The 15,207-nt window shown below is 45.6% G+C and carries 10 protein-coding genes; 7 read left to right on the forward strand and 3 right to left on the reverse strand.

All coding sequences use genetic code 11. The features are described from left to right. The first annotated feature begins 202 nt into the window (after positions 1 to 202). The 7 genes from acnB (at position 203) to ABMY42_RS05625 (ending at position 9,145) form a co-directional block, all read left to right on the forward strand. On the forward strand, positions 203 to 2,791 hold the full coding sequence (gene acnB / locus ABMY42_RS05595; protein ID WP_009698743.1) for a bifunctional aconitate hydratase 2/2-methylisocitrate dehydratase: 2,589 nt from the start codon (positions 203 to 205) through the stop codon (positions 2,789 to 2,791). A 281-nt stretch (positions 2,792 to 3,072) separates the two neighbouring features. After that, positions 3,073 to 3,441 carry a YacL family protein gene (locus ABMY42_RS05600; protein WP_009698742.1) on the forward strand — a complete coding sequence of 123 codons (369 nt, stop codon included), beginning with the start codon at positions 3,073 to 3,075 and terminating at the stop codon, positions 3,439 to 3,441. A gap of 188 nt (positions 3,442 to 3,629) precedes the next feature. Beyond that, positions 3,630 to 3,968 (forward strand): P-II family nitrogen regulator, encoded by a 339-nt coding sequence (locus ABMY42_RS05605; RefSeq protein ID WP_005439398.1) that lies wholly within the window; start codon positions 3,630 to 3,632, stop codon positions 3,966 to 3,968. A 25-nt stretch (positions 3,969 to 3,993) separates the two neighbouring features. Then, the gene (locus ABMY42_RS05610; RefSeq protein ID WP_005446299.1) at positions 3,994 to 5,223 is read left to right on the forward strand and encodes an ammonium transporter; all 1,230 of its coding nucleotides are present in this window, start codon (positions 3,994 to 3,996) and stop codon (positions 5,221 to 5,223) included. A gap of 152 nt (positions 5,224 to 5,375) precedes the next feature. After that, complete coding sequence (locus ABMY42_RS05615; protein ID WP_349266115.1) at positions 5,376 to 6,389, forward strand: Fe(3+) ABC transporter substrate-binding protein; 1,014 nt, start codon at positions 5,376 to 5,378, stop codon at positions 6,387 to 6,389. 99 nt (positions 6,390 to 6,488) lie between these two features. Next, the gene (locus tag ABMY42_RS05620) at positions 6,489 to 8,114 is read left to right on the forward strand and encodes an iron ABC transporter permease (RefSeq protein ID WP_349266116.1); all 1,626 of its coding nucleotides are present in this window, start codon (positions 6,489 to 6,491) and stop codon (positions 8,112 to 8,114) included. After that, positions 8,114 to 9,145, forward strand: coding sequence for an ABC transporter ATP-binding protein (locus tag ABMY42_RS05625; protein ID WP_050936982.1), 1,032 nt, complete (start codon positions 8,114 to 8,116; stop codon positions 9,143 to 9,145). Before ABMY42_RS05620 ends, ABMY42_RS05625 begins: the two co-directional genes overlap by 1 nt. A 103-nt stretch (positions 9,146 to 9,248) precedes the next feature. On the opposite strand, the gene ABMY42_RS05630 is transcribed toward ABMY42_RS05625, so the two are convergent. From ABMY42_RS05630 to ABMY42_RS05640, 3 genes are all read right to left on the reverse strand, one after another. Continuing rightward, a complete protein-coding gene (locus ABMY42_RS05630; RefSeq protein WP_009698740.1) occupies positions 9,249 to 10,661 on the reverse strand; it encodes a phosphoglucomutase/phosphomannomutase family protein in 1,413 nt (470 codons plus the stop codon). A gap of 125 nt (positions 10,662 to 10,786) precedes the next feature. After that, complete coding sequence (locus tag ABMY42_RS05635; protein ID WP_009703764.1) at positions 10,787 to 13,195, reverse strand: chitobiose phosphorylase; 2,409 nt, start codon at positions 13,193 to 13,195, stop codon at positions 10,787 to 10,789. An 86-nt stretch (positions 13,196 to 13,281) separates the two neighbouring features. Further along, positions 13,282 to 15,201: a family 20 glycosylhydrolase gene (locus ABMY42_RS05640; protein ID WP_349266117.1), complete on the reverse strand. Its 1,920-nt coding sequence runs from the start codon at positions 15,199 to 15,201 to the stop codon at positions 13,282 to 13,284. Positions 15,202 to 15,207 lie beyond the last annotated feature (6 nt).

The raw sequence follows: 15,207 nt of genomic DNA on the forward strand, positions 1-15,207 counted from the left end.
ATGTTGGTCAAAATGATGAGATTTTAATTTAACGTTAAATTTGCTATCCTTTCGCCCACAGTTTGGCCTCTACGGCGCTGTTTCTCAATCAGAATTGAATGAAAACAAGGGCAATGGAGAGCCAAGTTTCCAAGGATGTTCACTCCTTTACTTTGAAAAATAGTAATTAAAAAGGAGGAACCGCAATGAGAGGAAAAAAGTCGTGCTTGAAGCCTACCGTAAACACGTCGAAGAGCGTGCTGCCGAAGGAGTTGTTCCTAAACCGCTAGACGCTGAACAAGTTGCTGGACTTGTTGAACTTCTGAAAAATCCCCCGCAAGGTGAAGAAGCTTTTATTCTTGACCTACTAGAGAACCGTATCCCACCAGGTGTAGATGAAGCTGCTTATGTAAAAGCGGGTTTCCTGACGGCGGTAGCAAAAGGTGAAGTGGAATCACCACTTGTGAGCCGTGAAAAGGCAGCTGAGCTACTAGGTACAATGCAAGGCGGTTACAACATCGCTCCTCTAGTTGAATTCCTAGAAGATGACCTACTAGCGCCTATTGCTGTAAAAGCGCTGTCTCATACTCTACTGATGTTTGACGCTTTCTATGATGTTGAAGAGAAGGCTAAAGCAGGTAATGCATTCGCGAAACAAGTTCTACAATCGTGGGCTGATGCTGAATGGTTCACATCGAAGAAGAAAGTCGCGGATCAGATTACTGTTAAAGTATTTAAAGTAACCGGTGAAACCAACACCGATGACTTGTCTCCAGCTCCAGATGCTTGGTCTCGTCCAGATATTCCAGTACACGCAAAAGCGATGCTGAAAATGGAACGTGATGGCATTGTACCGGATCAACCAGGCAGCGTTGGTCCTATCAATCAAATTGAAGAACTGCAAAAAGACGGCATTCCACTAGCATACGTAGGTGATGTTGTTGGTACCGGTTCTTCGCGTAAATCAGCAACTAACTCAGTGCTTTGGTTTATGGGTGAAGATATCCCATTTGTACCAAATAAGCGCACGGGTGGTATCTGTCTAGGTGGTAAGATCGCCCCAATTTTCTACAACACGATGGAAGATTCTGGTGCACTACCAATTGAACTAGACGTGCAAAACATGAACATGGGTGATGTGATTGATATCTTCCCATACGAAGGTGTTGTGCGTAAAAACGGTGAAGAGATCTCTAGCTTTGAACTGAGCAAAGTGTTGCTTGATGAAGTTCGTGCTGGTGGTCGTATTCCACTGATTATTGGTCGTGGCTTAACAAGCCGTGCTCGTGCATCACTTGGTCTAGAAGAAACCGATCTTTTTGCTAAGCCTGTTGACCCTTCAGCTTCTGATAAAGGTTACACCTTGGCTCAGAAGATGGTGGGTAAAGCATGTGGCGTAGAAGGTGTGCGTGCAGGTCAATACTGTGAACCGAAGATGACAACGGTAGGTTCTCAGGATACTACCGGTCCAATGACACGTGACGAACTAAAAGACCTTGCGTGTCTAGGCTTCTCTGCTGATCTCGTGATGCAGTCATTTTGTCACACGTCTGCTTATCCAAAACCAGTCGATGTAAATACGCACCATACACTACCTGACTTCATTATGAACCGTGGCGGTGTATCGCTTCGTCCTGGTGATGGTGTAATTCACTCATGGTTAAACCGTATGCTTCTACCTGATACCGTTGGTACGGGTGGTGACTCACATACTCGTTTCCCTCTTGGTATTTCATTCCCAGCAGGTTCAGGTCTCGTAGCATTCGCAGCTGCGACAGGTGTTATGCCACTGGATATGCCTGAGTCAATCTTGGTACGCTTTAAAGGTGAAATGCAGCCAGGTATCACGCTGCGTGACTTGGTACATGCCATCCCTTACTACGCAATCCAACAAGGTCTACTGACGGTTGAGAAAGCAGGTAAGATCAACGAATTCTCTGGTCGTGTACTAGAAATTGAAGGCGTTGAGCACCTAACTGTAGAGCAGGCATTCGAGCTGTCTGATGCATCAGCAGAGCGTTCTGCGGCAGGTTGTACAGTTAAGCTATCTCAAGAGTCTATCGAGGAATACCTAAACTCGAACATCACTATGCTTAAGTGGATGATCTCGGAAGGTTACGGCGATCGTCGTACTATCGAGCGTCGTATCACAGCGATGGAAGAGTGGTTAGCAAACCCAGAGTTGATGGAAGCAGATGCGGATGCAGAATATGCGCACATCATTGAAATCGACCTAGCAGATATTCACGAGCCAATCCTATGTGCACCGAACGATCCAGATGACGCTCGTCTTCTATCTGAAGTTCAAGGTACACAGATTGATGAAGTGTTTATCGGTTCTTGTATGACTAACATTGGTCACTTCCGTGCAGCAGGTAAATTGCTAGAGCAATACGGTGGTCAATTAGATACTCGTCTATGGGTGGCACCGCCAACCAAGATGGACCGTGACCAACTGACAGAGGAAGGTTACTACGGTATCTATGGTCGTGCTGGTGTACGTATTGAAACGCCAGGGTGTTCTCTATGTATGGGTAACCAAGCACGCGTAGCAGATAAAGCGACGGTAATGTCGACTTCAACGCGTAACTTCCCGAACCGTCTTGGTACGGGTGCTAATGTTTACCTTGCGTCTGCGGAGCTAGCAGCGGTAGGTGCAATTCTAGGTAAGATTCCAACCAAAGAAGAGTACTTAGAATACGCGAAGCAAATTGATGCGACAGCAGCAGACACATACCGCTACTTGAACTTCCACAAGATGGATCAGTACACCAAGAAAGCGGCAGAAGTGATTTTCCAAGAGCCTGCATAATTCTTAGTGAGCTTTGCTAATACTTGATAAGCGCCCACCATTTGGTGGGCGTTTTTTTAGATAACGCATTGCGAGAGATCCCCAGCTCGCTCGTACCTCGCTCTTGAGGATGACGATTAAATAGCCAAGAGTAAAAACGATGTCATTCCCGAAAACGACAAAGGAGTGCTGTCGGGAATCTCTTTTAAACAAGCGATTGAGAGAGCTCCGCGTCTCGCGCTTCTCCCATCCCATATCTCCCTGTATACTCCGCACCAAATTGATACGAAAAGGCGATCTCGATGGAGTTTGAATTCATCCGCAATACATTGATGGGCGAATATTATGTCAAATGCAGTATGGGGCATGAGATTGTAGGTCGCTGGCTACAAGAAGAAATTGGCAAAGATCCGGCTAAGATTGCGCAAGTTGAAAGCTTGGTTGAACAGGCATTTTCTTCGCCATCTCAAGAGCATAGATTAACTGGATCTGAGATAAGTTTAATGATCGTCGGCGATGAAGTTCTGGTTCAAGAAAACGTACTGGGTCACGACTATGAAGTCGAGATGGAAAGTGAGTTCGATTTCTATGATGCTGAGAGTACTGCGAGTTGTGGTATTGAGGACTTTTGTGCCTTGATAGAGCAGTGGAAAGACTTTTTGAACATTTAATGCACAATTTTGGGTAGTCTAATTAGGGTTGCCTTATATTTGTGAAAAGGGCGCACCGATGTGGTGCGCCCTTTTTGTTTGCAAGATTATTATTTTTAATAAGTTCATATAAATCAAATAGATAAAAAGTTGGCACGCAGCTTGGATTAATACAAGTGTTTCAGGATGAAAGCTGCGGAGAAGATTCAATGAAAATCATTAATGCCATTATAAAGCCTTTTAAATTAGACGATGTGCGCGAAGCATTGGCTGATGTCGGTATTGAAGGGATGACAGTATCAGAGGTTAAAGGTTTTGGTCGCCAAAAAGGGCACACGGAACTATATCGTGGTGCTGAATACCAAGTCGACTTTCTACCAAAAGTAAAACTAGAAATCGCGACCCATGCAGACAATGTGGAACGCGTGGTAGAAGCCATCACTAAAGCGGCTCAAACCGGAAAAATTGGTGATGGCAAGATTTTTGTCTACGACCTAAACCAAGCCGTGCGTATTCGTACTGGTGAAATGGACGCAGAAGCACTTTAAGAATTCAAGGGATTGGAGAACTATCATGGAATTAACAACAACGGTAACGGAATTACGTTACGCACTCGACACCTTTTTCTTCCTCATTTCCGGTGCGTTGGTAATGTGGATGGCAGCAGGCTTTGCCATGCTGGAAGCGGGCTTAGTTCGCTCTAAAAACACCACCGAAATTCTAACCAAAAATATCTGTCTATATGCGATTGCCTGTACCATGTTCTTATTGGTCGGCTACAACATTATGTATGTTGATAATGGCGAAGGCGGCTGGCTACCATCATTTGGTGCGCTAATTGGCACACAAGGTGAAGGGGCAGATCATTCTCTAGAGTCGGACTTCTTCTTCCAAGTTGTATTCGTAGCTACAGCAATGTCAGTCGTATCTGGTGCAGTTGCTGAGCGCATGAAGCTTTGGTCTTTCCTTATCTTCTCTGCGGTACTGACGGCATTTATCTACCCTATGGAAGGTTACTGGACTTGGGGCGGTGGTTTCTTATCAGAAGCTGGCTTTAGTGACTTTGCTGGTTCAGGCATTGTACACATGGCGGGTGCAGCAGCAGCGTTAGCTGGCGTATTACTACTGGGTGCTCGTAAAGGTAAATATGGCAAAAATGGTGAAATCTACCCAATTCCAGGTTCAAACATGCCTCTAGCGACATTAGGTACATTCATCCTTTGGTTTGGTTGGTTCGGTTTCAACGGCGGTTCTCAACTAATGGTTTCTGACTTTGAGAACGCGACAGCGGTAGGTCAAATTTTCTTGAACACTAACGCAGCGGCAGCGGCAGGCGCAATTGCAGCTCTACTAGTGTGTAAAACCACTTGGGGTAAAGCTGACCTAACGATGATCCTGAACGGTGCCTTGGCAGGTCTTGTAGCAATCACTGCCGATCCTCTATCACCATCACCACTTTATGCTGTGGCTATCGGTGCGGTATCTGGTGCGCTAGTTGTGTTCAGTATCATTGGTCTGGATAAAGTGAAGATTGATGATCCTGTAGGTGCTATCTCAGTTCATGGTGTGTGTGGCTTCTTTGGTCTTATGGTTGTGCCGCTAAGCAATGGTGATGCCACATTTGGTGCACAGCTTCTAGGTGCTGCTGTTATCTTCGCTTGGGTATTCGGTGCAAGCCTTGTGGTATGGGCAATTCTGAAGGCAACAATTGGTATCCGAGTGTCGGAAGACGAAGAGTTGGAAGGTATGGATATGCACGACTGTGGTGTTGGCGCTTACCCAGAATTCGTGACTGTGAAATAACAGTCATAACGACACAATTCGTTACAAAGTAAATCATCAAAAACCTGCTCTGACGAGTAGGTTTTTTTTATGGATTAATTGTTTTCTTATTGAACATGCATATAATAACGCAACTGATAAACGTTATCATTAGCATGGTAAAGGATTAAACAATGAAAAAACTGCTAACTCTTTCAGCGATTACTTGCGCAACTCTAGCTCCAACAGCAATGGCTGCTGAAGAAGTGAACGTCTACTCTTACCGTCAACCTTTCCTAGTTGAACCTATGTTCAACGAGTTCACTAAAGAAACTGGTATCAAAGTAAACGTTAAGTTTGCGAAAAAAGGTCTAGCAGAGAAGTTGGCTCAGGAAGGCGAATACAGCCCTGCTGACGTAATCCTTACTACAGATATCAGCCGTCTAGCTGAACTGACAAACAAAGGTCTGGTTCAAAAGGTAGACAGCAAAATCATCGAAGAAAACGTACCTGCACAGTACCAAGATAAAGAAAACAAGTGGTTTGCTCTCACTCTACGTACTCGTAACGTTTACTCTTCACGTGACCGTGTTGGTAAGCTAGGTAACGATTTCAACTATGCAGACCTAGCAAAGCCTGAATTCAAAGGCAAAATCTGTACACGCAGCGGTAAGCACCCTTACAACGTATCTCTAGTGTCTTCTATGATCGCGCACCACGGTGAAGCTGAAACAAAAGAGTGGCTAGAAGGCGTTAAAGCGAACCTAGCTCGTAAGCCTCAAGGTAACGACCGTGCTCAAGTTAAAGCAATCAAAGAAGGTCTATGTGACGTTTCTCTAGGTAACAGCTACTACCTAGGTAAGATGGTTAACGACAAAGAGCAAAAAGCTTGGGCTGACGCGGTATACATCAACTTCCCTAACCAAGAGACAACAGGTACTCACGTAAATATCTCTGGTATGGCAATGGCGAAGTTCTCTCCAAACAAAGACAACGCTGTGAAGCTAATGGAATTCCTAACGGGTGACAAAGCGCAGCAAATGTATGCAGAAGTAAACTACGAGTACCCAGTAAAAGAAGGCGTTAAGCGTTCTGAACTTGTGGAATCTTGGGGTGACTTCAAAGCAGATACCATCTCTCTAGATGACATTGCTTCTCACCACGAAGCTGCAATTAAGCTACTAGATGAAGTGAAATTTGACCTTTAATTCCATGTGGGGGTATAACTATACCCCCATTTGATTAAAGGATATGAGATGTATTTGCAACTGCATTTGTATTTCATAAAGCCTTGCAGTATTTAGGCAATGAAGAATAAACATTCTCTATGGAAAACCAGTAGTGGGGGGATCACCCTGTTACTGGTTTTGCCGATCTTAGCGATCTTCTATACCGCCATTGGCGAGACGGATGACTTGTTTACGCATTTGATGTCGACGGTCATGCCAACCTACATCTATAACACCGTTGCTCTGACCTCTGGTGTGATGATTCTTTCTTTGATTCTCGGTATCCCAAGCGCTTGGTTTATGGCTATGTGCAAACTGCCAACCGAGAAATGGTTACAATGGGCATTGGTTCTGCCTCTTGCTATGCCGGGTTATATCATTGGTTACATTTTTACGGATTGGTTTGATTTTGCCGGACCGATCCAGATCTTCTTACGTGATATAACCGGATGGGGACCTGGTGAATACTGGTTTCCTGATATTCGTACCTTGAGTGGTGCGACCTTTGTTCTTTCTCTGGTTCTTTATCCATATGTTTACTTACTCTGCCGAGCGGCATTTATGGAACAGAATGTCTCTTTGTTACAAAGTGCACGCTTACTGAAGTGTTCTCCTTGGGAGAGCTTTTGGCGTATCTCTTTACCGCTTGTTAGACCTTCTATCGCCGTTGGTTTGTCTCTGGTCGCGATGGAAACCATTGGTGACTTCGGCACCGTCAGCTATTTTGCAGTGAACACACTTACCACTGCGGTTTATGATACTTGGCTTGGGTATTCGAACCTGAATGCCGCAGCGAAAATTTCAGCCATGATGTTGGTGATAGTTGTGTTGCTGTTAAGTGCTGAGCGCTACAGTCGCCGCAAGCAGAAGCTGTTCCAAAGCCAGTTTAATAGTCATGAAGATTTTCGCTATGAACTTCAAGGTTGGCAAAAGTGGGGCGCATTAGTTTGGTGTTGGGGCTTGGTTGCGATCGCATTTATTTTCCCTCTGCTACAGTTGATTGATTACGCTATTACTTACTTTGCGCAAAGCTGGACACCGGAGTTTCGTGAATATGCATGGAATAGTTTGGTGGTGTCAGTCGTGGCTGCAATCATCGGTGTTGCGATTGCTTTAACGGTAAACTTTAGTCAGCGAGTCAATGGTGGACGTTCAAGTTTAGCCTTTATGCGCCTATCTTCAATGGGATATGCGGTACCTGGTACTGTGCTCGCCATAGGTGTGATGGTGGCGGTGCTGTTTATGGATCATCGCGTGAACGATATTGCTAAAGCGATGGAGTGGGGTAGACCGGGACTGATCTTCTCAGGATCTATGTTTGCTCTGATTTTCGCGATGGTTGTTCGTTTCTCTGCTGTCGCGATCGGTAGCGTTGAGAGTAACTTAAATAAGATTTCGCCATCGTTGGATATGGCTTCGCGTACGATGGGTTGTACACCAAACACTATGTTGTGGCGTGTGCATTTTCCATTGGTTAAGCGTGGTGCCTTAATTGCTGGTCTGTTGGTGTTCATTGAGTCGATGAAAGAACTCAATGCCGCGTTATTGCTGCGCCCATTTAACTTCGAAACCTTGGCGACGTACGTGTATAACTTTGCCTCGGATGAGCATTTAGAACTTGCTGCATTACCCGCAGTATTACTGGTTCTTGTTGGGTTAATCCCGCTTGTTGTTGTTAACCGTTCACTGGAGCAAAGTCATTAATGAGCTGTGCATTATCCATTCAAAATCTTACTTGCCAGTATGAGTCACAAACTGTTCTTGAGTCTTTGTCCTTAGAAGTGGAACAGGGGCAAATTGTTTGTCTATTAGGCGCAAGTGGTTGTGGTAAGACAACGCTTCTGAAAGCCATTGCAGGTCTCCTTCCGCTAAGTTCAGGTCAAATGAGCCTGAACTGCCTCACTATTGATGACGGTAAAAATTGGTTACCACCAGAGCAGCGTAATATTGGCATGATCTTTCAAGATTACGCCTTGTTTCCGCACCTGACGGTTGCCGAGAACATTGCGTTTGGTTTAAAGAATGAAACAGCGCAACAAAAGCTGCTGAAAGTAGAGGAAATGTTGGGCTTAGTTCATCTTAAAGGCTTTGGTGAACGTTACCCGCATCAGCTGTCAGGTGGTCAGCAACAGCGTGTTGCGATTGCTCGTTCACTGGCTTATAAGCCGGATCTTCTGTTGCTTGATGAACCGTTTTCTAACATCGATACTCAGGTGCGTCACGAGCTGATCCGTGAAATTCGCAAGATTTTTAAGGAGCAGGGAGTTACTGCGATCTTTGTAACTCACAGTCGTGAAGAAGCTTTTGCTTTTGCCGATAAGATGGCCGTGATGAACCATGGTGTGATTGAACAGTACGGTACTGCCTCTGAACTTTACTACCAACCGTCGAGTAAGTTTGTTGCTGACTTCCTAGGTGGTGGTAGCTACCTTGCTGCAAAGCGAATCTCTGAGAGCGAATTTGATACACACCTTGGCGTGGTGGAAGCGAACGCTCAGCAAGACATTAAGATGAATGGAGACTGTGCGCTGTTACTTCGTCCTCAGCATGTACAGATTGCCGCTGATGAAGAAAGTGCGGTCAAAGTGCTTGAGCAACACTTTATGGGTGATCACTGCCGTTATGTGATTGATGTTAACGGCGACCGTTTATTAGCGACGTCAACGCAAGCGTTGAATGTCGGTGATAGCGTAGCAGTGAAAGTGGAAACACAAGGCGTGTTGGCTTTTGCGTAATCAGTTAAGCCCAAATTCAGCACCATAAAAAAGCCCGGCGCTAAAGCCGGGCAAGTGTTCTTCACCTATAGGTTATGTGCTCGAAGCGGGCACAAGGTGTCAGTTATAAAGACAAGAAGTCTTTAAACTGTTGAAGAACACGTTCCGCAGTGTCCTTATCTTGCATCTCTGCAAAAATACGTAGCAACGGTTCGGTACCAGAGAAACGAGCGATAATCCAACCACCGTTTTTGAAGTAAACTTTCGCACCATCTTCGTAGCTGACTTTTTCGATCTCAAACTCAAACTCAGGTAACTGCTTCTCAATATAAATCTTGTTGAACAACGCGTCTTTTTGCGCAGGTTTGAATTTGCAATCGCCTTCAGCCATATACGCATAGCCGTACTTACCGTAGATTTCATCGAGTAACTCAGACAGTTTTTTACCGGTTACTGAAATCATTTCCACCAATAGGCTTGATGCGAATACGCCATCCTTACCTTTGATGTGACCGCGAATGGTTAGACCGCCAGAACTTTCACCGCCAATCAGTGAATCGTCAGCTTCCATTTGAGAACTGATATGTTTAAAGCCTACAGGAACCTCAAAGCACTTTTCTCCGTGGTCTTCCGCGACTTTGTCGAGTAAGTGTGTAGTTGCGATATTACGCACTACTGAGCCTGTCCAGCCTTTGTATTCAAGCAAGTAGTAGTAAAGCAGCAGTAACACTTCATTTGGATGAATGAAGTTACCTTTCTCGTCGATAATGCCAAGACGGTCTGCATCGCCATCGGTACCGATACCAATGTCATAGCCTTCCTGCTCAACAAGGTGCATCAAGCGATAAAGCGTTGCTGCACTTGGCGATGGCATCAATCCGCCAAAGTCTGGGTTCTTGCCATCGTTGATCACGTCAACTTCACAGCGACCATTAATCAGTACCGTTTGAAGTGCGTTTTTTGCAACACCAAACATAGGGTCGATCAATACGCGTAGATTTGCCTTTTTGATCGCCTCGATGTCGATAAAGTCAATGATTGAGTCAACAAACTCGTTCATCGGGTTGATGATTTGAATCAGCTTATCTTCAACCGCTTGTTCAAAGTCGACGCTTTTTACATCTTGTGTCGTTAGCGTTGATATTTGTGATTCGATTTTTTGTGTGATGATTTCATCAGCGTCGCGACCGCCTTCAATGAAGACTTTGATGCCGTTGTAATCGGCAGGGTTGTGTGATGCGGTAATACATGCTGAGTAAGCACAACCCATTTCCTTCGCTTTGAACATCACAATAGGCGTTGGAACAAACTTGTCGATAAAGCTAACCACAATGCCGTTTGCTGCTAGTACTTCAGCGAACCAACGACCAGCTTTATCAGAAAGAAAGCGGCGGTCATAACCAATGACAAAACCACGATCAGCCACGGATTCGTTATTCGTAATGTTTGCGACTGCTTGAGCAACCAAACGTACATTATCTTTGGTGAACTCCTCACCGATAAATGCACGCCAACCACCTGTACCAAATTTGATCATAATTCGATCCTCGATAAGAGCGGCATCCCACCGCTTCTTAAATCTTTGCTAGCGAACCGATGCGCTTATCAAACTCAAGTGCACCGGATAAACCAAAAGGGGAGAAGGACTCCCCTAAAAGATGATTAACCTAGAGTAACGATAACTTCGTTTACTGAACCTTGCGCTTGAACTGGCACCGATGCACCACTTACCGCTTCACCGTTTACGGTAATCGACTTAACGCCTTTGCTCACTGAATCAGGGTTAACGACTTTGATGTTGTACGTTGCACCTAACCATTGACGAGTCACTTCGAAACCTGGCCAGTTCGTTGGGATACAAGGATCGATGGTCAGGCCATCGAAGCCTGTACGCACACCGAGGATAAAGTTGGTTACGGCGAAGTAAGCCCAACCAGATGTACCTGTTAACCATGGGTGGTTTGCACGACCGTGGTCTTGGTGGTCACGACCCATGATGAACTGTACGTACGAGTAAGGTTCTGCAATACGTTTTTCGATGATGTCGTTCTGGTTGTATGGGTTTAGTGCATCGTAGAACTTCATTGCACGGTCACCACGACCTAATTTAGCCTCAGCTACCCAAGCCCATGGGTTTGGATGTGAGAAGATTGCCCCGTTTTCTTTTACGCCTTGATAAACGCGAGTCACAAAGCCGATGTCATCGTTTGGTGTTGCGAATGATGGTGAATTTAGGTGTAAGCCATATTCAGAGAACAGGTTCTCATCGACTGCGTCCATCGCTTTTTCACCGCGCTCTTGAGATACCGCACCTGAAAGTACCGCAAGCGTGTTTGACTCAAGGTGTACTCGACCTTCCGCTTGTTGCGCTGTACCGATCTTGTCACCATTTTTCGTTAGACCGCGGATGTACCAACCACCTTCGTCATCCCAAAGGTGTGTTTCACATGCTTCACGAACGTTTGCTGCCATTTCCGTGTATTTTTCAACGTCAGCTTGTTTACCTAAGTATTTCGCTAGGTCGATGAACTCTTGCAGTGCCCAGAAGTGTAGGAACGACACCATTGAAGATTCACCACCACCGAGGTTTAGACAGTCGTTCCAGTCTGCACGCAGACCTTTACAGATACCGGTTTGACCTACGTATTCAGCCGAGAAGTCTAGTGCTGCCTTCATGTGGTCATAAACCGTGGCATCACCACCGTCAGCATAAGGGATCACTTCGTCGAAGAAGCTATGTTCACCCGTTTCCATCACGTACTTACAGATGGTTGGGACTAACCATAGATGGTCATCCGAACATGTGTCTTCGATACCGTGAATCTTGTCTTCATCAGACGGAGTAGGAACAACTGTTGGTGATTTCGATGGTTTAACGTCAGCTTTTTCTGGATCGAACCAATCTGGATCAAATAGGTGTAGACCGTAACCCGCTTTCACCTGACCGCGTAGCAGGTCAACGATACGTTTACGCGTCATTGCAGGGTTAGCATGAGGAACTGAGATCGCATCTTGCGCTGTATCGCGGTAACCCAGACCAGTACGACCACCCACTTCGATGAATGAAGCAAAGCGAGACCACACGACACAAGTTTCCGCTTGGTATAGCGTCCAAGCGTTGATCATGGTGTCTAGACCTTCGTTTGGTGATTTCACTTGGAACTTGCCACAACGCTCATCCCAGTGCGCTTTGATACCAGCAAATGCGTTGTCAACTTCTGCAAGATCTTGGTACTTAGCACGCAGACGCTCACCGTTGCCTTTACCGATACCTAGAATGTAAGCAAAGCGAACTTCCTCACCTGGTTGGATGGTAAATTGCTTGTGCAGAGAGCCACAGTGGTTGTAACAAGTTTGTGCGGTGTTGAAACACTTACCTTGTTCCACTGCTAACGGATTTGCTTCGTCACGGTATAGACCAAGGAAGCTGTCACGTTGACCGTCGTATGAGTCTGGGTCAAATGTTGAAGCTAGGTAGTAGAAACCTTCGAAATCGTTCGTGTTGTAGTACAGGTCGTACTCAATCACGCCTTCGTTGTAAGCCGTACCTGCTGAGTAAAGAGACATCTGATGGTTTTGGTTATCAGATTGAATGTGACTGAATGAGAACTCAACAAATGAGAATGCGCTGATCGTGCGTGGTTTGTCGGAGGTGTTTTTAATCACTACATCCCAGATTTCAGCGTCTTCACCTTTTGGAACGAACAATGTTTTCGTCGCGGTAATACCGCTGTATTCACATTTGAACTTAGAGTAAGACAAGCCGTGACGAACTTCGTAGTTTGCTTCATCTAGACTTTTCGCAACAGGTTGCCAAGAGATTGACCAGTAATCACCTGTCTCATCATCACGCAGGTAAACGTAGTGTCCCGGGCGATCGAATGTCGCGTTTGGACGGAATTTAGTAACACGGTTGTATTCTGGAGAGTTGTAGAACGAGTAGCCACCCGCGTTGTGCGAGATAACTGTACAGAACTTCTCAGTACCTAGGTAGTTTGTCCATGGTGCTGGTACGTCAGGGCGAGTGATGACGTATTCGCGATTCTCGTTATCGAAATAGCCGTATTTCATTTGTGTATTTCCTTTTTACTAAGCTGCGCCTGCAGCCAAAAATTTAAAAACTCTTTAAGCGTGATGCGTTGGCATCTGGCTTGGTATTACTTCCACGGTTTACGGTAATTCACTCCCTGCATGTCAAGCAGAGGTAGGTGTCCTTTCAAACGTGATAAATAGTCGGTCCAATCGCGGTGTTGTTTTTCAGTCCAACATGCTTCTGCCATGGCAGTCAGGCGAGGGAAAATCATGTAGTCCATGCGCGATGGGTTGTTGATGATTTCGCACCATAGAGCGGTTTGAATGCCCCAAATGCGTTTTCTGATTGGATCGTCAGCAGGCACTTCTGCTAACGGCTCGTAGTTGTAAGCTTTCTCTAATGGCAGCGGGTTAGCCCAGTCCACTCCAGGCTCTTCTGGTGCGTAGTCTTGGGTCATATCCAAATAAGTAGTTTGTGCAGGTTGCAGCACCACATCAAAGCCTTGGCGAGCACAATTCAATGCTGCTTCTTCGCTTAACCATGAGTAAATCACGGTATCTTTGCTGACCTTGTTGCCGTGTTGAGCTTCTTCCCAACCCAGCATGCGTTTACCCAGTTTGCGCAGTTTGTCTTCTGCATGACGCAGGAAGTGACCTTGCAGCTCTTTGTAATCGGTGTAACCCAATTGCTCCATTAGGGCTTGGCAAGCAGGACTTTTCGACCACACGCCGTTAGGCACTTCGTCCGCACCAATGTGAACATAAGGAGCAGGGAATAGATCTGCGATCTCTTCAAGTACTTTGTCGATAAACTCGTAACTGCCCGGAAGAGCTGGGTTAATGACATTATCGTTGTAATGCTGAATGCTGCGGTACTCAGTGGTGTCTTCTGCTTCAATTAACAGGTGAGGCAGAGACTTAATTGCGGCGCGGCAATGACCAGGTACATCAATTTCAGGAATGATGGTGATACCACGTTGCTCTGCAAATGCGATAACGTCTCGGATTTCTTCTTGCGTGTAGAAGCCACCGTAGCGTTGAGATAAATGGGTGTATTGCGGCTCGATGGTTTCATCGATACCACGCCATGCGCCAATTTCCGTAAGCTGAGGCAGCGATTTGATCTCGACACGCCAACCTTCATCGTCAGTGAGATGCCAATGGAACGTGTTGAACTTGTAATGCGCCAACAAGTTGATCAGGCGTTTTACTTGCTCTACGGAATGGAAATGGCGAGCACAGTCCAACATCATGCCGCGATAACGAAAGCGTGGGCTATCTATAATCGAACAGCACACTGCTTCCATGGTTTTGGTTGCTTCATCTCGTTTTAGTAGCTGCAATAAAGTTGCACAAGCATGGGTAAAGCCAGATGAAGAGCCTGCTTCAATCTTGATCGACTCTTCTGATACTTTGAGCTTATATGCCCCCTCATCCAGTGTTGGGTTGCTTTTGAAAATGATTTTGCCGCTGTTAGAAGAAGAAAGTGTAAATTGGTGAATACGCTGGAGCTCTTCTAGTAACCACGCTTTTGCTGAGTTAGCTAAGTCGGTATAAATTGCAACGCCAGCTTGTTCGTCAAAAGTGAACGAGTGGTCGCTGACTTCAATATGGTTTGGTTTTGGCAATAACGGTTGAGCGTGCGTTAAGCTTGCTGGAATATCGCTGCGTTCCCGATATGGTGAAGCCAAAACAATAGGGGTAACATCGACCTGAGCACGTTGAGGTTGACCATCAACAACAAAGTCGATCATCGCTTCATTAAAGCCATCCGAATAATAACGGAATGGGTTAGAGCCAATGCTGAATTCACAGTAATAGTGGTGGTTGGCAGCCAGCACTATACCTTCTGGTTTGAGTGTGCAAAAACTACCAATCTGAGTAAGTTGACCATTTGAAACGCTATCTGGAAGAATGTAACGATCGAAAGCAAAAGTTAAGCCCCAGCTGTTTAGGTCTTGGTCGCTCAAATTATGAAAGGTGAGTCCAAAGCGACAGTTTTGTTTTTGTTCAGAAAGGACCACTAAATCAACACGATATTCCATGTTCAC

Origin of the sequence: Vibrio sp. SSH13-20 (assembly GCF_040104475.1) — a bacterium.
In the GTDB taxonomy this organism is placed as follows: domain Bacteria; phylum Pseudomonadota; class Gammaproteobacteria; order Enterobacterales; family Vibrionaceae; genus Vibrio; species Vibrio harveyi.